Origin of the sequence: Staphylococcus cohnii species complex 1663 (assembly GCF_041008415.1) — a bacterium.
GTDB classification, from domain to species: domain Bacteria; phylum Bacillota; class Bacilli; order Staphylococcales; family Staphylococcaceae; genus Staphylococcus; species Staphylococcus ureilyticus.
The window spans coordinates 77,088-98,989 of the sequence record NZ_JBFDVL010000007.1 but is presented as its reverse complement, the minus strand read 5'-3'; the positions used below and the strand labels follow the sequence as shown (position 1 = coordinate 98,989).

Below are 21,902 nucleotides of genomic sequence, written 5' to 3'. Positions count from 1 at the left end.
CTAGGACCTTTGTCCTAGGCTATTTTTTATGTTTTAATAAAGTCGAAATTCTATTTTTTCTGTTGAGAAACGCGTTCAATAATGACTTTCTTAGCTGCTTCTTCCTCAGTATTATCTAATTCTTTCGGTTCGAATACAATGCCTTTGCGTTCACACGCTTTTTCTAATAGATAGTCTGTAATTTCATGGTTTTTAGGTAGTATGGGTCCATGTAAATACGTACCTAATAAATTCTTGTAATGAATACCTTCTTTGGCATCGTCATCATTATTACCAAAACCATGCGTAACTTCTCCCAAAGTCCCGAAATTATGATAAGTACGTCCCCCATGATTTTCAAATCCAACTATTGTACCAAAAGTATTACTTTCGATTACAATATCTCCTGTCAAACGATCTTTTTTAGATTCTGTATAAAAATCTAAAATATTTAAACCGTCTAATTCTGTACCATCTGGCGTAACGTATTTACGTCCTAAAAATTGGTAACCACCGCACACAGTTAGACCGGGTAAGCCATCTTCAATCGCATCTTTCAACTTGCTTTTAATTTTAGTTAATTCTTGTGTAGCTAATGCTTGTTCTCTGTCACTACCGCCACCAATAAAAAAGATATCACATTCATCGAAAGTAACATTTTCTGTCTGATTAATATCTACTACCTTTAGTTCGATATTACGGCGTTTAGCACGTTGTTTAAGTGCAATGATATTTCCTATATCACTATATAAATTTAATTTATCGGGCATAAAGTGATAGACCGTCAACTCATTCATTTTACTTTGTCCTCCTCAAAAGAGTGGTTCAATTGCTTTAACATAGGGGAAAGTGAAGTATAGTTAGGTATTGCTACAGTAAAGCTATTTGTATATTCCATTGTTTTCGCAGTCGCTTTGTAGATATCACTTTCTAATAAGATCGGTACATTAATCTCTGCAAGTTTTAATCTTAATTGTAGCTCTTCCGCTCGTGAACCTGTAACTATAATAGCTTCTATTTGTTGATTCACTAATTTTTCAAAATCAGCATCGTAAATCCAAGATGTGTCACGTCCGTCCGCAGCATAATCATTTAAACTGATAACATAAACTTTATTCCCTTCTATTCGATCACCGACCGAGAGACTTGCATTCATACCGGCAGGGTTTTTTGCTAGATTGATCATAGCTTCTTTGGTACCCTTTTTAAAATACTGCATTCTGCCATTATCAGAAGTATAAGTTTCAAACCCTTTTCGAATTGACGCATCATTTAATCCAAGTTCTCTGAGCACGGTATAAGCAGCAATTGCATTATATGCATTAAAATCGCCTGCAATTTTCATATTAAATGTTGTAGTACCAACATTTAAGTTAAGAAATGGAGTTAAATCAAATTGAGATACTTCATATTTTGTTTTTTCTCGTTTAAAACCACATTCACAATAATAATGGCCTAATTGGTTATAATGAATATAATCATAATGTAATAAACGACCACAATTAGGACAATATCTACTTTCATTCATAGAACTTTGTTCAAAATCATGCGCATGCTTTTTCATACCATAATAAGTAACAGTATCACTTGCTATCTTTAATCTACTAACAAAAGGATCGTCGGCATTTAATAATAATTTTATACCTTTATTATCAATTGCTTTTGCAATATTATTTACCATAATATCGATTTCCCCAAATCGATCCATTTGGTCACGAAAGAAATTAGTGACGACCATCATTGTAGGTGTAACTTCGTTTAGTACTCTTGGTATAGAACCTTCATCAATTTCAATAACTGCAACTTTAGTATTTTTTTTAAGTTGCAAAATAAAAGCTGATGTAATTCCAGCAGCCATATTTGCACCTTCATTATTATGTATGATTTCAATTTGGTTTGCTTTTAACGTATGACCTATTAAATTTGATGTAGTCGTTTTCCCATTTGTACCACTTATAAATACAATCTCATCAACATGAGATGCTAATTCTCTTAAAATATTTTTATCCACTCTTCTAGCGACTTGACCTGGTAAGTCTGTTCCTTTTTTTCCAACAGTACGACTTACTTGTCTTGCCAATCTCGCTAGGCGTGTTGCAGTCCATTGTCTCATCTACTTCCTCCTCTACTATTCACTCAAATATTATAACACGATTAAGTTGTATTCCAAACAATTCTCAATGCAAATATATATATCAACCTCCCAGATTAGAATAATTATTATTTACGAATGAGAATAAATTTGCTATACTTATAAAAAATGATACATGGAGGCTTTGACTTATGTTGAATAAAGAATTATTAGATGCATTAAATGAACAAATGAATCACGAATATTTTGCTGCACACGCCTATATGGCAATGGCTGCATATTGTGATAGCAAATCCTACGAAGGCTTTGCTAATTTCTATATCCAGCAAGCAAAAGAAGAAAGATTTCATGGTAAGAAAATTTATGATTACATCAATGATCGTGGTGAACAAGCAATCTTTAATTCGATACCAGCACCTAAATCTGAATTCACAAGTATCTTAGAAACCTTTGAAGATGGCTTAGCTCAAGAACAAGACGTAACACGCAGATTTTATAACTTATCTGATTTAGCTAATAAAGATAAAGATTATGCTACGATTTCATTTTTAAATTGGTTCCTAGATGAACAAGTCGAAGAAGAATCAATGTTTGATACACATATTGATTACTTAAAACGTATCGGTGATGATAGTAATACTCTATATTTATATGAGAAAGAATTAGCATCACGTTCATTTAATGAAGATGAAGCATAGAGTTAGTGTAGTAACTCACTACTTATTTCTATATAATTATTAATGACTATACAAAAGCATGCCAATAATGTTGGCATGCTTTTTAAGTATTTATGAGTCAGCAAGACTAGCAGATGCAACTATTTGTTTCATTGAGTTTTACTCACTTGACTTCGAAAAGAGAATTATATAAAGTCATAACATATTCTATAAGAGAAAGGATTCTTGCTTGATGACAGCCAATGCTTATATTGCTTTAGATTTTGAAACTGCAAATGGAAAAAGAACGAGTATATGTTCAGTGGGAATGGTCAAAGTGATCAATCATCAAATTACAGAATCTTTTTACACACTAGTTAATCCAAATGACTATTTTTCAAAACAAAACATTGCAGTTCATGGTATTAATCCAAATGATGTGAAAGATGCGCCGACATTTGAATCAGTATATCCATATATGATGCAATTCATTGATGGTTTACCAGTAGTTGCTCATAACGCAGCCTTTGATATGAATGTGTTGTATGACAGCATTAAACAAATTGGACAAGAAACACCAACAATTACTTATTTTTGTTCACTACAACTGTCTAGAAAAACAATAAATAGTCATCGTTATGGGTTGAGCCACATGATGCATTATTACAATCTAGATTTTCATGGTCATCACGATGCTTTAAATGATGCGAAAGCATGTGCAATGATTACCTTTCGACTATTACAACACTATGATGATTTAAACAGTATGTTATCAATATTTGGTAAACAGTTAAAAGATAAAGATTAACGGATTTAAAATCAGTCTATATTTCCTTTGTATTTCACTTAAATATAGTCGTAAATTGTCATATTTTCATAGGTCGCCTTTTCTAGGTTACCCACTGTCACACCGACCAATCTAATTGGTGTTTCTGAATCTTTTAATTCAGTATATAAACTATAGGCGATGTTATAAATATCCGTCTCATTTCTTACTGGATCTCTCAAACTTCTTTGTTTTGACAAAGTTTCAAATTTAAAAGTTTTAATTTTAACAGTAACGGTTTTGCCAGATTTTTGAATTCTGGCTAAGCGTTCAGCTGTTTTATGACTTAATTCCCATATTTTTTGCAGAATTTGATCATCATCGTTAATATCAGTTGCAAAAGTACGTTCTGTGCCGACGGATTTTCTAATTCTTGTAGCTTTCACTTCATTATTGTCTATACCTCTTGCCTTATTGTACAATCCATAACCGCGTTTTCCAAAAAGACGAATTAATTCACGTTCACTTTGATTATACAAATCTTGACCATTATAAATTTTATGTTCATGCATTTTTTCTTTTGAAGCTTTACCCACCCCTGGAAAATCTCCAATATCTAATCCCATTAATATATTGTGTACATTTTTGTAATCAATAATAGTTAGACCATTAGGCTTATTCATACCACTCGCTAACTTCGCCAAAAATTTATTGTATGAGACACCTGCAGAGGATGTTAACTTAGTTGCTTCGTATATATCTCTGCGAATATATTGTGCAATCATAGACGCCGGTAAATCAGGTCGCACTAAATGCGTAATATCTAAATAAGCCTCATCTAATGACAATGGTTCGACAATTTCAGTATAACTTTTAAAAATATTCATAATTGTATTTGAAGCTTCTTTATAGGCTTCAAATCTAGGTGATACATAAAAACCATTCGGACATAATTTATGAGCTTGTGCGGTGGGCATTGCAGAATGAACACCATATTTTCTTGCCTCATAAGAAGCTGTTGACACCACGCCTCTACCACTTGCCTTTCCACCGACGATGACTGGCTTCCCTTCCAAATTTGGATTATCTCTTATTTCTACTTGAGCAAAGAAATAGTCCATATCTATATGAATAATCCTTCTTTCTGACAATGCACACACCTCCCTTTTAAAATTCATATTATGATGCTTTTATATTTATCTTACAATCTAAATGATTTTGTTACATAATATATGCTCATAACAAAAAGCATATAAAAAAAAGAGTTAGCTAACCACTTTTTTAACACGCAATGATCCATAAAAACAACTGCGTATATAGTAGTAATACTAACTCAGATTAATTATTTTTTATGATTTTGGTTCAGTTTGCAATTCATTTGAAGGGTTTTTTGTATAATATTTAATACCATCCTCAGTGTCTTCTATCACTTCAACTTTGTCATTTAATACGCCGGAAAGTAAATATAAATCCATAATACAATAGCCAATATGGAAACTTGCTATAAATATGATAGATGAATAAGGCGTAATAAAAAATACGATAAATAAAATGGATGATATAACAATTAAAGGGGCTAACATAATCAAGCTATATTGCCATTTTTTAAAATAAACTTGTGGCATATGTGACTTTACCAAACCATATTTAACTCGATAAATTGGTTTTTGACCTTTTGATAAAATGCGAAACATCAAGTTATGAATCAATTCATGTATGAAATAAACAATTGTAAAACCTAAAATACCATATATTAAATTAAATAAGATATTTTGCTCTATAACTGAAGCAAATAAATAAGCAAATTTATACGATAGCAATATACTGATCATTACTATTGTCAATTGGAATAGTAAAAATCCTTCTAATAACTTTTTATTAGAAAACAACTCAATTTTAAACATTAGCAACCCTCCAAATGCTTTGTTGTTACCTAGAGTATACAATGATTTTATCCACTTAGAAAGAGCTATTGAACAAAGTTAATGACTTGTAATTGAATTTTAACAAATCTTCTTAGAATGAAATAAACTGCAATACTGAGTAAATAACAAGTTAATTAACTTTACACAATGTTTATTGAATAACACTTATCTATTAAGCTATTTTTAAATACGGTTGAATTGTGCAACCGTTTCAACATGTGTTGTATGTGGAAACATATCTACTGGTGTAATTTTCGTTAGTTTGTAATGTTGCGCTAAATATTGCGCATCACGTTGCTGTGTAGATGGATTACATGAAATATAGACAATTTTTCTTGGATTTAATTCTAATAATGTTTGTAAAAATGTTTCATCACAGCCTTTTCTAGGTGGATCAACCATCACTACATCTGGTTTAATTCCTTGTGATTTCCATTTTAATATAACCTCTTCTGCCTTACCACAGACAAAAGTAGTATTTTCAAATTGGTTTATAGTCGCATTTTGTTGTGCATCTTCAATGGCTTCTGGCACGACTTCTACTCCATAAACATGTTTTGCTTTTGGTGCCATATATAAACCTATTGTTCCAATACCACAATATGTATCCAGGACAATATCATCTTGATTTAAGTTTGCATATTCAATCGCAAGCTGATACAATTTTTCAGTTTGTATCGAATTAATTTGATAAAAAGATTGATCGCTTATTTTAAAAGTAACGTCTGATAGTTTATCATTAATTGTTGTCTCACCATATAAGGTATTAGACTCGGCTCCTAATATCACATTGGAATGTGTATTGTTGATATTATGTTTAATACTCGTGATTTCAGGAAATGTATCAATTAATTTTTGTACAAGTAAATCACTTTGTTTAAACTTCCTGCCATTTGTCACAAAAATAACCATTAATTCTCTTGAATGGTGTCCAGTACGTATAACAACATGTCTCATAAGCCCTTGTTTTTTTTGTTCATTATAAACACTAATATTTAATTCGTTAAACCAAACTTTAAGTCGGTTCATAACTTTTTGATGCAATTGATCTTGAATTAAACATGTTTCCATATCTATAATATCGTGACTTCTTTGTCTATAAAAACCTGAGATAATCTCTCCTTCTTTATTCTTTCCAACGGGTATTTGTGATTTATTTCGATAATACCAGGGGTTTTCCATACCAACTGTTTCATTAATTATCGTTTCTTTAAAATCTGCTTTTCGATGAAACAAATTAACCACTTGTTCTTTCTTCATATTCAATTGAGCTTGGTATGTCATATGTTGTAATTGACAGCCCCCGCATTTGTAATAATATACACAGGGTGGCTCGACACGTTCACTACTTTGTTCTTTAACTTCTATTAATTTACCTATCGCAAAATTCTTTTTTACTTTGATCACTTTAAATTTAATCGTTTCATCTATTAAACTATTAGGAACAAACACAGGATAACGGTCTAACTTTACAACGCCATGTCCTTCATGTGTTAAATCAATTACGCGTCCTTCTATAATTTCATTTTTTTGTATTATGCTCATTTTGTCACCCCATATAAAAGAGGTTAGGCTATATGTAGTTTTACCTAACCTCGTTGTCTATTAACATTTTGGAAGATTCATTTTATCTTATTCATTAATCTCGTTCACGATGATGCTTTATTTTAATATATTGTCTATTATTGCTCAACTAACTCCTCGTTTTTAATATCGTTTGGTGTATAGACTTCAATATGCTGTTTTAAATTCAAAAAGTTACCAGGCAACTTGCCACCATATTCACCATCCACATTTAATTGCAAATCTATAAATGAAGAAATATTAATCGATTTGGCTTTTTTATAATGTACTTTAGGATGTTTAATATGTTCACCTCGAGATGCAAGCGTCATAATATGTCCTAATTCTGCTAAATTAGCTTTTTCAACTATAATCAAGGTAAAATAGCCATCATCTAATTTGGCATCAGGCACTAACTTTTCAAATCCTGCCATAGAGTTGGTCAAACCTAATAAAAATAAGAGCGCCTCTCCTTGGAAAACCTCATCATCATATTCGATACGTAAATCAACAGCTTTCATCTGAGGCAACATTTCAAATCCTTTAATATAATATGCAAAAGGGCCGACAATTGATTTTAATCTACTTGGTGTCTCATAAGATACCTGTGTTAATTGTCCACCTGCAGCTAAATTAATGAAGTATCTACTGTTCATTTTCCCGATATCAACGCGTGTTGAATGACCTTCAATAATGACATCTATCGCGCTCATAATATCATTAGGTAAGTGCAAAGCACGCCCAAAATCATTTACAGTTCCCATTGGGATAATGCCAATCTTAGGTCTATTCGGATGTTCTGCTATGCCATTGATGACTTCATTGAGTGTCCCATCTCCACCTGCAGCTATTAAAACATCATAATCTTGTGTTAAACAACGCTTCGCCTCAGTGGTAGCATCTCCAATTTTTTCAGTCGCATAGGCACTCGTTTCAAAACCGGCCTTTTCTAATTTTATTAACACATCTGGTAATGTTCGCTTAAACAATTCTTTACCAGATGTTGGGTTATAAATGATTCTAGCTCGTTTTCTCATATTTTATCCCTCAACTTTTTATACTCAGTATATATATTAAATGATTTAGTTAAATGATAAAAGCATTTAGGCTATTTTTAAAAAGAAAATATAATATACTACTCAATATTAAAGTTCTTGAAACATCCATACCTATGCTTAAAACATAAGCATTAATCCATAATTAAGAATTGCTATCACATTAAAATTTTAAAGTTTTGATTGTGCTACATTTTACATGAATATACCTTATCCTCATTTGCTCCTTTTAAATGATCCTCTTGGCGTCAATAATTGCCAAAATCGCTGAAAAAAGATGATAATGATATATTCCTGAATGTTACACCAACAAAAAACGCCAATTCCTATATTTGTAATAGAAATTGACGTTTATTTTTTAATTTAAGATGCTTCAGTCTCAGGTTTTTCTTTAATTAGATTAAAACTGTTTAAAAATGAATGATGATGTTATCTTTTATCTAATTCTTGTTTTAATAATTGGTTCACTAATTGTGGGTTAGCTTGACCTTTGGAAGCTTTCATAATTTGACCAACTAAGAAGCCCATAGCTTTACCCTTACCATTTTGATAATCTTCAACGGATTGTGGATTGTTGTCTAACGCTTCATTTACAAATTTAAGCAGTGTTGCTTCATCAGAGATTTGAACTAAACCTTTATCTTCCATAATTTGTTTGGCATCTCCACCATTTTCAGCTAGTTCTGGGAAAACTTTTTTAGCGATTTTACTACTCATTGTGCCATCTTCAATCAACTTAATCATACCTGCAAGATTTTGTGGTGTAAGTTTAGTATCTAATAATTCTATTTGATGTTTATTTAAATACTCATTAACGCCACCCATTAACCAGTTTGAAGTTAATTTTACATCTGCACCTTCAGCTACTGCACCTTCAAAGAAATCAGACATTTCTTTTGTCAATGTAATCACATGTGCATCATATGCTGGTAAACCAAATTGATTGACGTATTTATCTTTTCTTTCATCAGGTAATTCAGGTATTGTTTGACGTACGCGTTCTTTCCATTCATCGTCAACATATAAAGGCACAATATCTGGTTCTGGGAAGTAACGGTAATCATCAGAACCTTCTTTTACACGCATAAGATTCGTTTTACCTGTAGCTTCATCAAAACGTCTCGTTTCTTGTAAAATCTCTCCGCCGTTCAATAATTCTTCTTCTTGACGTTTTTCTTCATATTCTAACCCTTTACGTACATAAGTAAATGAGTTTAAATTTTTCAATTCTGCTTTTGTTCCAAATTCTTCTTGACCATATGGTCGTAAAGAAATATTAGCATCACAACGCAATGATCCTTCTTCCATTTTACAATCAGAGACACCAGTATATTGTATGATTGAACGCAATTTTTCTAAGTATGCATACGCTTCTTGTGGTGAGCGAATATCTGGTTCAGATACAATTTCAATCAATGGTGTACCTTGTCTATTTAAGTCAACTAGTGAATAACCATCCTTATGTGTTGACTTACCAGCATCTTCTTCCATGTGTAAACGTGTGATACCTATACGTTTCGTTTCACCATCTACTTCAATATCAATATAACCATTTTCACCAATTGGCTGATCAAATTGTGAAATTTGATATGCTTTAGGATTATCTGGATAGAAATAGTTTTTACGATCAAATTTTGATTCTGTTGCAATATCCATATTTAATGCCATTGATGCTCTCATCGCCCAATCAACCGCACGTCTATTGACAACCGGTAATACACCAGGGTAAGCCAAATCAATGACGTTTGTGTTTGAGTTAGGTTTTGCTCCGAAATGTGCTGGTGATGGAGAAAACATTTTAGATTCTGTTTTTAACTCAACATGGACCTCTAGTCCAATAACTGTTTCAAAATGCATGATTTCCACTCCTTATAAATTTTCGTATTCATTATGCAAATTAAATTTTGTTTCATATTGGAAAGCGACACGATATAATGTTTTCTCATCAAATGGTTTACCAATAAATTGCAAACCAATTGGACGTCCATTCGCTTTTCCGCAAGGAATAGATATACCTGGCAAACCAGCTAAGTTAACTGGTGTTGTTAGTAAGTCATTCGCATACATTGTAAGTGGATCATCGATTTCTTCACCTATATTAAATGCAGTTGTTGGTGTTGTTGGTCCTACTACAACATCATAGTTATCAAAAATACGATCGAAATCATTTTTAATTAATGTTCTAACTTTTTGTGATTTTTTGTAGAACGCATCATAGTAACCCGAACTTAACGCAAATGTACCAAGGAAAATACGACGCTTAACTTCTTCACCAAATCCTTCACTTCTTGACATTTTATATAATTCTTCAAGTGAATTTGCTTCTGGTGAATGATAACCGTATCTGATACCATCAAAACGCGATAAATTTGATGATGCTTCAGATGATGCGATTACATAATAAGAAGGAATGCCATATTTTGTGTTTGGTAATGAAACTTCTTCTACTGTAGCACCTAGTTCTTTCAATGTTTCAACAGCGTTTTTCACAGATGCTTTCACTTCGTCAGATATACCTTCGCCAAGATATTCTTTTGGTAATGCTACTTTAAGTCCTTGAATATCTTTACCAATATCAGATGTAAAGTCTGCATCTTCTACTGGTGCACTTGTACTATCATTTTCATCTAAACCAGTGATTGCTTCTAATACTAAAGCATTGTCCTTAACATTGCGTGTTAACGGTCCGATTTGGTCTAATGAAGACGCAAATGCTACCAAACCAAAACGTGATACACGACCATAAGTTGGTTTTAAGCCTACGATTCCACAATAAGCTGCAGGTTGACGAATTGAACCACCAGTATCAGAGCCTAAACTAAAAGGAACTAATCCTGCTGCAACTGCTGCTGCAGAACCACCAGATGAACCACCAGGAACAGCTGTGTGATCAAATGGATTTAACGTTTTTTTAAAATAAGAAGTTTCTGTAGAACCTCCCATTGCAAATTCATCCATGTTTAATTTTCCAATTAAAACCGCTTGTTCGTTGCGTAATTTATTCATAACTGTGGATTCATAGATAGGTACAAATCCTTCTAGCATTTTACTAGCACATGTTGTTTCTACACCTTCAGTAATAATATTATCTTTAATTCCCATTGGAATACCAAAAAGTTTGCCTTCCATTTGGTCCTTGGCTTGTAACTCATCTAATTCTTGTGCTTTTTTAATAGCATTATCTTTATCTAATGCAAGAAATGATTTGATTGTTGGATCAGTTTCTTCAATTGCATCGTAGATATCGTTTACTACTTGTGAAGGTTTAATTTCTTTGTTTTTTATTAATGTAATTAAATTTTCCACAGATTCATAACGGATGGTCATCTTAAGCGTCCTCCTCATTCATGATAGATGGCACCTTGAATTGTCCATCTTCCGTCTCTTTAGCATTTTTTAATGCAAGCTCTTGAGGAATGCCCTCGATTGCTTTGTCTTCTCTTAACACGTTTTGTAAATCTAATACATGATAAGTTGGCTCAATTGAGCTAGTGTCTGCTGTATCTATATGATTAGCAAAATTTAAAATACTTTCTAATGTATCTTGCATTTCAATTGTTTCTTCTTCTGATATTTGAAGTCTAGCTAAATTAGCAATATGCTCTACCTCTTCACGTGTAACTTTAGCCATTAAATAAAAGCCTCCTTTTTACTCATTCATTATAAAATTGTATCAAAATTCCAAGCAAAAATCTAAACTTTTCACCAATAACAATAAATAACCCTGTTTATTTTAATTCCTTTTGCTCAACCTTTTGGAATTATGTGACTTAAATATATTTTGAATATAATCTACTTAAGTATCACAGCATTTATATCAATCATTGCATAATAAACCATATTTTTATAAATAGTGTAATATTAGTTCATTATATGTAAGCATTTTCATTTTTGTCATTGAGATAAACATTTTGAAAAACCAAAAAATATTTCTACTCTATTTATAAATTTCATTGTATAATAATTCATGTAACACAATTTAATATTCTGGGAATAAGGGAGTTGAAGTATTATGTTTATTCTAGGCACATCTTTAGCGAATCAAGTTCACGCTACTTGGCAAACGTATATCATGATTATTATTTATTTTATCATTTTATTAGTTATTGGCTATTACGGTTATAAGCAATCCACAGGTAATTTAAGTGAATTTATGCTTGGAGGTAGAAGTATTGGCCCTTATGTAACTGCCCTATCAGCAGGTGCATCTGATATGAGTGGATGGATGATTATGGGGCTTCCTGGATCTGTATATAGTACTGGATTATCTGCAATGTGGATTACAATTGGTTTATCGCTTGGCGCTTATGTTAACTATTTTGTAGTCGCACCTCGACTTCGTATTTATACTGAAATTGCAGGAGATGCTATTACCTTACCAGATTTTTTTAAAAATCGACTCAACGACCGCAAAAATTACATAAAAATAATTTCAGGTCTAATCATCGTTGTGTTTTTCACTTTATATACACATTCTGGGTTTGTATCTGGTGGTAAATTATTTGAAAGTGCTTTTGGCTTGAACTATCATTGGGGGCTTATCATTGTTGCAGCAATCGTTATTTTTTATACGTTTTTTGGTGGATATTTAGCTGTATCGATTACAGATTTCTTTCAAGGTGTAATTATGTTAATTGCTATGGTCATGGTCCCTATCGTAGCACTTATAAAACTCAACGGTTTGGATACATTTAGTGAGGTAGCAGCTATGAAACCTACCAATATGGACTTGTTTAAAGGGACTACATTTTTAGGTATTATTTCGTTATTTGCCTGGGGTTTAGGTTATTTTGGACAACCACATATCATCGTTCGTTTTATGTCCATTAAAACACATAAACTTTTACCAAAAGCTAGACGTTTAGGTATAAGCTGGATGGTTGTAGGGCTCTTAGGTGCAGTTGCTGTAGGGTTAACAGGTATCGCATTTATACCTCAATACCATATTAAAATGGAAGATCCAGAGACACTATTTATCATTATGAGCCAAATTTTATTCCATCCACTCGTTGGTGGATTCTTATTAGCAGCTATATTGGCAGCTATCATGAGCACAATTTCATCTCAGTTATTAGTAACTTCTAGTTCACTGACTGAAGATTTTTATAAACTTATTCGCGGTGAATCGAAAGCAAAAACACACGAAAAAGAGTTTGTAATGATAGGAAGACTATCTGTTTTACTAGTAGCAATTATTGCAATTTGGATTGCTTGGTCTCCAAATGATACAATTTTAAACCTTGTAGGTAATGCTTGGGCAGGGTTTGGCGCGGCATTTAGTCCGTTAGTAATCTTCTCACTTTACTGGAAGGGTTTGTCTCAGGCTGGTGCTTTGAGCGGTATGATTACCGGTGCTTTAGTCGTTATTGTATGGATTGCTTGGATTAAACCATTAGCATCAATAAATGAAATCTTCGGTATGTATGAAATAATTCCTGGTTTCCTAGCTAGTGTGATCGTTACTTATCTAGTAAGTAAAATTACGAAAAAGCCCGGTGAGTTTGTAAATAACGATTTAAATAAAGTAAAAGAGATTGTCAAAGAATAATCGTATAATAACTCTCTCACTATAAATTAACACATTAAAAGCCACACTTGTAATACATATCTTGATTACAAGTGTGGCTTTTAATGTGTATATGCTTATTAATTATTGTTTTTATAAATATGGACTTGTGGGTCTTTGTCATCTTTAGTTTTACTGATTAAAGCTTTTGCCTTGTTACCATCTTTTATACGAATTTCATATTCGTCAATATCATCAAAGTATTTCTCTGCTTGTTCAGTGATATATTGTGTGATACCAATTGTTTCTGCTTCGCCATAATAATCAATCGGTACATCAACAGTTAGTTGCTTCGCTTTTTTATTATCAAATTTAACTGTCCCTACTGCTTGAGTAAAGTTATTAAAATACGTCTGTAAATCATCATTAAATTGTTTGAAATTATTATTTAAATTTTCATCAATTTTACTTGCTTCATCAGAAGGTAACAATGCTGTTGTTTGATTAATATCTTTCCATTCATTAATACGTGTCTTACCATCTTCAACTGTCGTACCAGCAATAAACTCTCCTGGTACAATTGAATTTTCGCCAGTTTGTTTATAAATTGCAAAGTGTATAGGTATGTCTTTCAAAGCTTTATTTTCTCTGACTCTTGACAAAATTTCGCCTGCCATTTGCTTTCCTTGTTTCTTAATTTCTTTATCATCTAAATCTTTACTATAGGTCTCGCCATCTTTTTCTTTTTGATAGTAATACGTACTATTCATTGCTAGCCCAATGGTCATACCTTTAATTTTCTTCCCTTTAGTATCACCACTCGCATAAAAATCCTGTTCCAAAATATTAGAAAGATATGCAGGTGAATCTTCCGCAATTTTTTCTGGATCTGTTTCACCATTATGTGATGGATTTAAACCTAAATTCTCATTTGCTTTCTTTTCTTTTCGTTCATCTTCATCCATTGCATCTACTTCTGATTTGGTATATTTCGGGTCTAAATAAGCGTTAATCGTATCTTTATCTAAGTATTGACCATCTTGATATAAATAATCGTCAGTTGGAAAAACTTCTTTACTCAATTCTAAAAGCCCGTTTTCAAAATCTTCACCGTTATAACTATTTGCCATATTATCTTGTAATAAACCACGTGCTTGACTTTCTTTAAATGGTAAAATCGTTCTATAATTATTGCCTTGAACATTTTTATCGGTGGCAATTTCTTTAACTGAACCTGATTTTTCTTGCTGCTTATTGTCATTAGATTGTTCTTTACTTTTTTCATTATCCTCATTTCCACATGCTGATAATAGAAAAATTGCTGAGATGAATAGTATAATCGTTCTTTTCATGCATTATCTCCTCTATCCCTCTATTTCTTTTTGTTTCTGGACAAAGTCATCTTCTGTCCAAACTTCTGTACCAAATTGTTCAGCCTTTGTAAGTTTTGAACCAGCGTCTTCTCCAGCAATTACTAAATCTGTCTTTTTTGTAACACTGTTTGTAACTTTAGCACCTTGAATCTCTAACCATTTTGAAGCTTCATTTCTTGTCATTTGATATAACTTTCCAGTTAAAACAATGGTCTTATTAATAAATTCTGGATGCCCTTCTAACTCTGTTGTTTTGACACCTTTATAAGTCATATTAACATGTTTTTTCTTTAATTTATTAATAAGTGCACGGATATCTTCATTTTCTAAATAAGTGACTAATGATTGTGCTAATTTTTGACCCACATCATAGATTTCAATCAATGACTCTTCTGTAACATTAAATAAATCATCCATGGTTCCATATTTTTCAGCAATGACTTGGCTCGCTTTGACACCTAAGTGTCTAATCCCTAAACCAAATAGCAAATGTTCTAATGAGTTTGATTTAGCATCTTCAATCGCATTTAATAGATTGTTTACTTTCTTTTCACCCATTCGCTCTAATGGTAGCAAATCGTCTTTAGTTAAGTAAAATATATCAGCAACATCTTTTATTTTTTCATTTTCATAAAGTTGTTGAATAATTTTAGTACCTAAACCATCTATATTCATTGCTTGTCGTGATACAAAATGAATCATACCTTCAACAAGTTGTGCTTGGCATTTTGGATTGATACATCTTAAAGCCACTTCTCCTTCAATTCTTACAAGTTCATGACTACAGCTAGGGCAATGTGTAGGCATGTGATAAACTTCAGCATTTTGTGGTCGACGATCTAATACGCTTTTTATGACTTCTGGTATAATGTCTCCCGCCTTCTTAATTACAACACTATCACCAATTCGAATATCTTTTTCATGTATTAGATCTTCATTATGTAAAGAAGCTCTAGAAACTGTAGTGCCCGCAACTTTAACTGGTTCAAGTATAGCCGTAGGTGTAACGACGCCTGTTCTACCAATACTCAGTTCAATATCTAATAAATCTGTTATGACTTCTTCAGCAGGAAACTTATACGCAATTGCCCAACGAGGAGATTTTTGTGTATAGCCAAGCTCATCTTGCTGGTCTAAATCATTTACTTTGATAACAATGCCGTCGATATCATAAGGTAACTGTTCACGTGCTTCAGTCCATTTTTCAATATAATCGAATACTTCTTCTATAGTTTGGACACGTTCTCTTTCTTTATTTGTTTTAAAACCTAATTTATCTAATTCATCTAAAGCTTCGCTTTGTGTATGTGCATGAAATTGTGTAAAGTCATTTACGCTATATAAGAAAACACTTAACTTTCTCTTTGCTGCAAGTTTGGAGTCTAATTGTCGAAGTGAACCAGCAGCTGCATTTCTTGGATTGGCAAAAGGTTGCTCATCATTTTGTGCTTTAGCTTCATTTAAATCAAAAAATGATTTTCTGGGCATGTATGCTTCACCACGAACTTCAAATGTTCTAGCTTCATTAATCTTTAATGGTATTGCATGTATCGTTCTTAAGTTTTCGGTGATATCTTCACCCGTAGTACCGTCACCACGTGTCAAACCTTGTACGAATTTACCATTCTCGTATTTGAGAGAAACTGCTAAACCATCTATTTTCAATTCGCACATGTATTCCACATGATTAATTTGTTCACGTATACGCTGATCAAATTTTTTTAAATCTTCTTTATTAAAAGCATTCCCTAAACTTAGCATCGGTGTATCATGATTCACTTTTTCAAAAGTTGATTGAGCTGAGCCACCCACTCTTACTGTAGGTGAATCAGCTGTTCGATATTCTGGATTGTTCGCCTCAATATCTATCAATTCATGTAAAAGTTTATCGTATTCACTGTCTGGTACTGAAGGGTTGTCTTGTACATAATATTCATAACTATATTGATTTAGTAATTGATGTAATACATCGACACGCGATTGTAAGTCAGCCACGCTTTATTCCCCTTTCTTTTCAATAGGTGCAAATTGAGCAAGCAAACGTTTAGGTCCTTCAGATTTAAAGATAATATCTAATTCAACCGAACCATTTTTTTCATTAACATTACTTACCATACCTTCACCCCATGATTTATGAATAACTTTGTCACCAACATGCCAATCCGTCGATTGTTGTGCTTTTTTCGAGGATGTCACACGTTTACTATATCCTCTTTTTTCAGGTTGTTTGGTTGCAGATTTAAATCGATTTCCTTGTGTAGTTGCTCGTGATTTATTTTCGTTTTCTAATAAATCTTCAGGTATTTCATTTAAGAATCTTGAAGCCATATTGGACTGCGGTCTTCCAAAAAGCATTCTTGATGTCGCATGCGTTAAATATAACGTTTCTTCAGCACGTGTAATCGCTACATAACAAATTCTTCTTTCTTCTTGCATTTCATGATCATCATCACTTTTTATCGCCCTTATATGTGGAAATAATGATTCTTCCATGCCCATAATAAATACAATAGGAAACTCTAATCCTTTGGCTGAGTGCATTGTCATCAACGTTATGCCATCATCTATTTGCGCTTCGTCTATATCAGCAACTAAAGATAAGTCTGTTAAAAAATTGATTAACGACTGTTCTTCTAATGGCGTGTTTTCTTCGTAGTCTTTAGGGACTGACATAAATTCATCTATATTTTCTAATCTACTTCTTGATTCTAATGTTTGTTCTCGTTCCAACATCTCACGGTAACCTGATTTCACCAATACTTCTTCAACGATTTCTGTAATCTCTAAAAATTCTTGTTGTTTAATTAAGTTCTGTATCATGTCATAAAATGAAATACATGCTTGTGTTACTTTTTTAGATAAGCCTATAAAGTCTACTTCTGCTAGTGCATCAAACATACTTATCTCGTTTTGAGCAGCATATGCCTGAATTTTATCTACTGTCGATGGACCTACGCCACGTTTTGGTACATTGATTACACGACGTAAACTGATATCATCATTGCTATTGGCTATTATTCTCAAATAGCTAAGTAGATCTTTAATTTCTTTACGATCATAGAATTTTTGACCACCAACCATTGTGTATGGAATATTAGATTTCATAAATGTCTCTTCCAACACACGAGACTGAGCATTGGTACGGTATAAGATAGCCATATCTTTATATTTTTTTCCATTACGTTGTTGTTTCATAATTTCCTTAACTACATATTCCGCTTCGTCTCTCTCAGTAGTAGCTTCATAATAGTGAATTTTTTCTCCAGATGTATTACCTGTCCATAATCCTTTAGGTTTACGCTCTGAATTATTTTTGATTACTTCGTTAGCTGCATTTAATATATTTTTAGTTGAGCGATAATTTTGTTCTAAAAATATCGTTTTAGCTTCAGGATAATCTTCTTCAAAGGAAAGTATGTTTTGAATATCAGCACCACGCCAACCATAAATAGATTGATCAGAATCACCAACTACACATAAATTTTTAAATTTAGATGCTAAAAGATTTACTAATGTATATTGTGCTTTGTTTGTATCTTGGTACTCATCGACATGAATGTATTGGAATTTATTTTGATAAAATTCTAACACATCTGGCACACGTTCAAATAATCGAATTGTAACCATGATTAAATCATCAAAATCTAACGCTTCATTTCTTGATAACTGTCTTTGATATCCTTTATACACTGTAGCAACCATTTGTTCATGATATGTTTCAGCATCTTTTTGTGCATCCTCTGGTGTTTTCAATTCATTTTTCAAATTACTTATAGCACCTATAAACATTCTTGGTTCAAACTTTTTACTATCTATATTTTCATTTTTCAATACATCTTTGATAACTGATTTTTGGTCAGTAGGATCAATTATAGTAAAATTACGTTCAATACCAATTCTATCCGCATCTCTTCTCAGTATTCTTACACACATTGAGTGAAATGTTGACATCCATATAACTTGAGCCGGTTCTCCTACTAAAGCTTCCACACGTGCTTTCATTTCTTTTGCTGCCTTGTTTGTAAAAGTAATCGCTAGAATGTTGTATGGGGATACGTCCTTTTCATCAAGCAAGTAAGCTATACGATGAGTTAAAACACGTGTTTTGCCTGAACCCGCACCCGCCATAATAAGTAGTGGCCCTTCTGTAGTGCGTACTGCTAAACTTTGTTCATCATTCATCTTATTTACTAATGCATTCATTTATGTGACTCCTTTATCTTAACTGTTTTTAATGCGTTTTTAATATCTTTATAAACAATATCACCAACGATAATCGTATCAGCAATCGAAGCCATTTCTTCAGCATCTTCTTGATTACTAATGCCACCACCATAAAATAATTGTGTATCACTTAACATATTTGCAGCTGTCTTTACCTTTTCAACTTCTCCGTATGCACCACTATATTCAAGGTACATAACTGGTAATTTATACATTTCATTAATCATTTGAGCATATGCTTCGATATCTTCATCTGTTAAATTTGTTTCAGCTTGTGTAACTTGTGCTACTTTGCTTTCAGGATTCATGACAACATATCCTTCAAAAACAACTTCTTCAAAATCTATGACATGTCCAAATGATTTCAATGCTTCTAAAAGTACACCGTTATGATATTTTACATCTGTACTATTCAATACAGTCGGTACAAAATAAAAGTCAAAACCAGGCATAACACTTTCGATATTGGAAATTTCGAAAACGAGAGGTAAAGGATATCTTCTCACCCTACTCATCAATTGAATAACATTATCTTCAGTAACATCATCTGTGCCACCTATCATAATTGCATCGGTTTGAGACATACATACCGCATCTAAATCATCGTCAGAAATCGACTTAGCAGGATCTAATTTAAAAATATGTTTCCATTTTTTAATGTCATACATGATATGTTACTCCTTTTTTTAGCATACTTTTGATTATATCATTTTTAACCACTGAGTTCTAAAACGATATAGGATTTTATATTGAATTCTAACATGACATATCAATGGTAGATTAATCATGTTTCTCATTAAATATATTCAAAATTTTTCAGAAAAATAATCGCTTCGTATCTATTTTATCAATACACTTTAAATTAACAACATAAAAAGCTGTCAGCAAAGAAAGTTTCTTTACTAACAGCTTTACTAATGAAATCATTAAAATTACACTTCGCTACAGTATATAGAATTGTTAATTAATCGGCCGTTTCAATATTCATGCGGTCTAGAATCATTGTGTAAGCATCATTTCCCCATTGTAAAGATCTCTTAACACGAGAAATCGTTGCAGTTGAAGCACCAGACTCTTGTTCAATCGTCGCATAAGTATATCCTTGCTTAATCATTTTTGCGACTTGCAATCGTTGAGATAACGATTGAATCTCATTTACTGTACATAAATCGTCAAAGAATTGGTAACATTCTTCTCTGTTTTCTAATGTAAGAATTGCATCAAATAATTCATCTAATGCTTTTCCTCTTAATTTTTCTATTTGCATTAAAAACAACCCCTGTACTTTCATTTTAATCTTAATTCAACGTGCTAATACATTAAAGTGTAACGATTTCATAAGTAAATTTCAATTATTCTAATCCTGCACGTTTAAAAATCGTATCAACTTGGTTTAAATGGTGTTTTGGATTGAAACATTCATCTAATTCTTCAGTGCTCAATAAATCTGTAATAGATGAATCTTGTTCAATTAATGTTCTAAATGGTGTTTTTGTTTCCCAAGACTCCATCGCTTTTGGCTGTACTTTATCATATGCTGCTTCACGTGCTAAACCTTTATTTATCAACGCTAATAATACACGTTGCGAATAAATAAGACCAAAAGTTTTATCGATATTTGCTAACATATTATCTTCAAATACAGTAAGTCTTTCTACAATATTTGTAAATCTATTTAACCCGTAATCTAAAGCTATCGTTACATCTGGCAGCATGATTCTTTCTGCAGATGAATGTGAAATATCTCTTTCATGCCATAAAGCTACATTTTCATATGCAGTTGTAATGTATCCTCTGATAACACGAGCAATACCAGTAATATTTTCTGAGCCAATTGGATTACGTTTGTGTGGCATCGCTGACGAACCTTTTTGGCCTTTAGCAAAAGCTTCTTCAACTTCTCTTGTTTCAGTTTTTTGTAAGTTGCGTATTTCCACTGCAAATTTTTCCATAGAAGTACTTATCAACGCTAAAGTAGCTATATAATATGCGTGTCGGTCACGTTGTAACGTCTGAGTAGAAACAGCGGCTGTATCTAAACCTAAATTTTCACAGACATGCGCTTCAATTTCAGGTGGGATGTTTGCAAAAGTCCCTACTGCACCACTCATTTTACCAACTTCTATTTCTTTTCTCACACGCTTAAATCGCTCTAAATTACGTTTCATTTCTGTATACCATAATGCCATTTTAACACCAAATGTTGTTGGTTCCGCATGTACACCATGAGTTCGTCCCATCATTAAAGTATATTTATAATTTTTAGCTTTTTGTGCTAAAACATCAATAAATCTTTCTAAATCTTTTTCAATAATATCGTTTGCTTGTTTAATGACATAACTTAATGCCGTATCAACTACATCAGTTGATGTTAACCCGTAGTGTACCCATTTACGCTCTTCACCTAATGTCTCTGATACTTGTCTTGTAAATGCAACGACATCGTGTCGTGTTTCTTCCTCAATTTCTTTTGCGCGGTTAACATCAACCTTTGCATTCTGACGAATTTTCAATACATCTTCAGCAGGTATATCTCCTAATTTACTCCAAGCTTCACATGCTAGTATTTCTACTTCTAACCAAGCTTCATAGCGATTTTGATCCGTCCAAATATTAGACATTTCTTCTCTAGAATAACGTTCTATCATTAAAATAAGCTCCTATCTTGCGTAAGTTTTAGTTCACAAACTCCAAAAACATGTACATTCTATCAAAAAATACAATTAAAGTTCGTGTTTATTCTTGTCATTATTAGTTTAACAG

General features: G+C 32.5%; 18 protein-coding genes. 3 read left to right on the top strand and 15 right to left on the bottom strand.

The genetic code is table 11. The features are described from left to right. Nucleotides 1–50 precede the first annotated feature (50 nt). Entirely contained in the window at nt 51–776 is a 726-nt protein-coding gene (locus tag AB1J10_RS10035; RefSeq protein ID WP_064209718.1) for a type 1 glutamine amidotransferase, read from the bottom strand. Then, on the bottom strand, nt 773–2,092 hold the full coding sequence (locus AB1J10_RS10030; RefSeq protein ID WP_107365338.1) for a Mur ligase family protein: 1,320 nt from the start codon (nt 2,090–2,092) through the stop codon (nt 773–775). The genes AB1J10_RS10035 and AB1J10_RS10030 overlap by 4 nt, the downstream gene beginning before the upstream one ends. A 170-nt stretch (nt 2,093–2,262) precedes the next feature. Here AB1J10_RS10030 and AB1J10_RS10025 point away from each other — a divergent pair, with 170 nt between their 5' ends. Together AB1J10_RS10025 and AB1J10_RS10020 are read left to right on the top strand one after the other, a co-directional pair. Beyond that, complete coding sequence (locus AB1J10_RS10025; RefSeq protein WP_046207959.1) at nt 2,263–2,769, top strand: ferritin; 507 nt, start codon at nt 2,263–2,265, stop codon at nt 2,767–2,769. A 211-nt stretch (nt 2,770–2,980) separates the two neighbouring features. Next, nucleotides 2,981–3,535 carry a 3'-5' exonuclease gene (locus AB1J10_RS10020; protein ID WP_046207960.1) on the top strand — a complete coding sequence of 185 codons (555 nt, stop codon included), beginning with the start codon at nt 2,981–2,983 and terminating at the stop codon, nt 3,533–3,535. A 38-nt stretch (nt 3,536–3,573) separates the two neighbouring features. On the opposite strand, the gene dinB is transcribed toward AB1J10_RS10020, so the two are convergent. From dinB to gatC, 7 genes are all read right to left on the bottom strand, one after another. Continuing rightward, nucleotides 3,574–4,644, bottom strand: a complete 1,071-nt coding sequence (gene dinB, locus AB1J10_RS10015) for a DNA polymerase IV (protein WP_064209720.1) — start codon at nt 4,642–4,644, stop codon at nt 3,574–3,576. A 198-nt stretch (nt 4,645–4,842) separates the two neighbouring features. After that, a complete protein-coding gene (locus tag AB1J10_RS10010) occupies nt 4,843–5,397 on the bottom strand; it encodes a DUF3267 domain-containing protein (RefSeq protein ID WP_107365337.1) in 555 nt (184 codons plus the stop codon). 204 nt (nt 5,398–5,601) lie between these two features. Next, complete coding sequence (gene rlmD / locus AB1J10_RS10005; RefSeq protein ID WP_107365336.1) at nt 5,602–6,963, bottom strand: 23S rRNA (uracil(1939)-C(5))-methyltransferase RlmD; 1,362 nt, start codon at nt 6,961–6,963, stop codon at nt 5,602–5,604. Between the two features lie 137 nt (nt 6,964–7,100). Further along, nucleotides 7,101–8,018, bottom strand: a complete 918-nt coding sequence (locus tag AB1J10_RS10000) for a diacylglycerol kinase (protein WP_046207964.1) — start codon at nt 8,016–8,018, stop codon at nt 7,101–7,103. Nucleotides 8,019–8,465: 447 nt separating this feature from the next. Then, a complete protein-coding gene (gatB, locus tag AB1J10_RS09995) occupies nt 8,466–9,893 on the bottom strand; it encodes an Asp-tRNA(Asn)/Glu-tRNA(Gln) amidotransferase subunit GatB (protein WP_046207965.1) in 1,428 nt (475 codons plus the stop codon). Nucleotides 9,894–9,905: 12 nt separating this feature from the next. After that, nucleotides 9,906–11,363, bottom strand: coding sequence for an Asp-tRNA(Asn)/Glu-tRNA(Gln) amidotransferase subunit GatA (gatA, locus tag AB1J10_RS09990; RefSeq protein ID WP_046207966.1), 1,458 nt, complete (start codon nt 11,361–11,363; stop codon nt 9,906–9,908). A 1-nt stretch (nt 11,364) separates the two neighbouring features. After that, the gene (gene gatC / locus AB1J10_RS09985; RefSeq protein WP_019469599.1) at nt 11,365–11,667 is read right to left on the bottom strand and encodes an Asp-tRNA(Asn)/Glu-tRNA(Gln) amidotransferase subunit GatC; all 303 of its coding nucleotides are present in this window, start codon (nt 11,665–11,667) and stop codon (nt 11,365–11,367) included. Nucleotides 11,668–12,048: 381 nt separating this feature from the next. Between gatC and putP the strand changes: the two genes are divergently transcribed. Continuing rightward, on the top strand, nt 12,049–13,584 hold the full coding sequence (gene putP, locus AB1J10_RS09980; RefSeq protein WP_107365335.1) for a sodium/proline symporter PutP: 1,536 nt from the start codon (nt 12,049–12,051) through the stop codon (nt 13,582–13,584). A gap of 98 nt (nt 13,585–13,682) precedes the next feature. Here the strand turns inward: putP and AB1J10_RS09975 are convergent, their stop codons facing one another. The 6 genes from AB1J10_RS09975 to purB form a co-directional block, all read right to left on the bottom strand. Next, nucleotides 13,683–14,894: a CamS family sex pheromone protein gene (locus AB1J10_RS09975; protein ID WP_064209724.1), complete on the bottom strand. Its 1,212-nt coding sequence runs from the start codon at nt 14,892–14,894 to the stop codon at nt 13,683–13,685. 12 nt (nt 14,895–14,906) lie between these two features. Further along, nucleotides 14,907–16,910, bottom strand: coding sequence for an NAD-dependent DNA ligase LigA (gene ligA / locus AB1J10_RS09970; RefSeq protein ID WP_046207969.1), 2,004 nt, complete (start codon nt 16,908–16,910; stop codon nt 14,907–14,909). 3 nt (nt 16,911–16,913) lie between these two features. Further along, nucleotides 16,914–19,118 (bottom strand): DNA helicase PcrA, encoded by a 2,205-nt coding sequence (gene pcrA / locus AB1J10_RS09965; RefSeq protein ID WP_070039289.1) that lies wholly within the window; start codon nt 19,116–19,118, stop codon nt 16,914–16,916. Further along, entirely contained in the window at nt 19,115–19,807 is a 693-nt protein-coding gene (locus AB1J10_RS09960) for a heptaprenylglyceryl phosphate synthase (protein WP_107365333.1), read from the bottom strand. The genes pcrA and AB1J10_RS09960 overlap by 4 nt, the downstream gene beginning before the upstream one ends. 296 nt (nt 19,808–20,103) lie before the next feature. Continuing rightward, nucleotides 20,104–20,406: a YerC/YecD family TrpR-related protein gene (locus AB1J10_RS09955; RefSeq protein WP_046207972.1), complete on the bottom strand. Its 303-nt coding sequence runs from the start codon at nt 20,404–20,406 to the stop codon at nt 20,104–20,106. Between the two features lie 85 nt (nt 20,407–20,491). Continuing rightward, nucleotides 20,492–21,787: an adenylosuccinate lyase gene (purB, locus tag AB1J10_RS09950; RefSeq protein WP_064209727.1), complete on the bottom strand. Its 1,296-nt coding sequence runs from the start codon at nt 21,785–21,787 to the stop codon at nt 20,492–20,494. Nucleotides 21,788–21,902 lie beyond the last annotated feature (115 nt).

Bases quoted from the DNA above. Each gene is read 5' to 3' on its own strand.
- AB1J10_RS10035 (WP_064209718.1), bottom strand. From the start codon at position 776: ATGAATGAGTTGACGGTCTATCACTTTATGCCCGATAAATTAAATTTA.
- AB1J10_RS10030 (WP_107365338.1), bottom strand. From the start codon at position 2,092: ATGAGACAATGGACTGCAACACGCCTAGCGAGATTGGCAAGACAAGTA.
- AB1J10_RS10025 (WP_046207959.1), top strand. From the start codon at position 2,263: ATGTTGAATAAAGAATTATTAGATGCATTAAATGAACAAATGAATCAC.
- AB1J10_RS10020 (WP_046207960.1), top strand. From the start codon at position 2,981: ATGACAGCCAATGCTTATATTGCTTTAGATTTTGAAACTGCAAATGGA.
- AB1J10_RS10010 (WP_107365337.1), bottom strand. From the start codon at position 5,397: ATGTTTAAAATTGAGTTGTTTTCTAATAAAAAGTTATTAGAAGGATTT.
- rlmD (WP_107365336.1), bottom strand. From the start codon at position 6,963: ATGAGCATAATACAAAAAAATGAAATTATAGAAGGACGCGTAATTGAT.
- AB1J10_RS10000 (WP_046207964.1), bottom strand. From the start codon at position 8,018: ATGAGAAAACGAGCTAGAATCATTTATAACCCAACATCTGGTAAAGAA.
- gatB (WP_046207965.1), bottom strand. From the start codon at position 9,893: ATGCATTTTGAAACAGTTATTGGACTAGAGGTCCATGTTGAGTTAAAA.
- gatA (WP_046207966.1), bottom strand. From the start codon at position 11,363: ATGACCATCCGTTATGAATCTGTGGAAAATTTAATTACATTAATAAAA.
- gatC (WP_019469599.1), bottom strand. From the start codon at position 11,667: ATGGCTAAAGTTACACGTGAAGAGGTAGAGCATATTGCTAATTTAGCT.
- putP (WP_107365335.1), top strand. From the start codon at position 12,049: ATGTTTATTCTAGGCACATCTTTAGCGAATCAAGTTCACGCTACTTGG.
- AB1J10_RS09975 (WP_064209724.1), bottom strand. From the start codon at position 14,894: ATGAAAAGAACGATTATACTATTCATCTCAGCAATTTTTCTATTATCA.
- pcrA (WP_070039289.1), bottom strand. From the start codon at position 19,118: ATGAATGCATTAGTAAATAAGATGAATGATGAACAAAGTTTAGCAGTA.
- AB1J10_RS09960 (WP_107365333.1), bottom strand. From the start codon at position 19,807: ATGTATGACATTAAAAAATGGAAACATATTTTTAAATTAGATCCTGCT.
- AB1J10_RS09955 (WP_046207972.1), bottom strand. From the start codon at position 20,406: ATGCAAATAGAAAAATTAAGAGGAAAAGCATTAGATGAATTATTTGAT.
- purB (WP_064209727.1), bottom strand. From the start codon at position 21,787: ATGATAGAACGTTATTCTAGAGAAGAAATGTCTAATATTTGGACGGAT.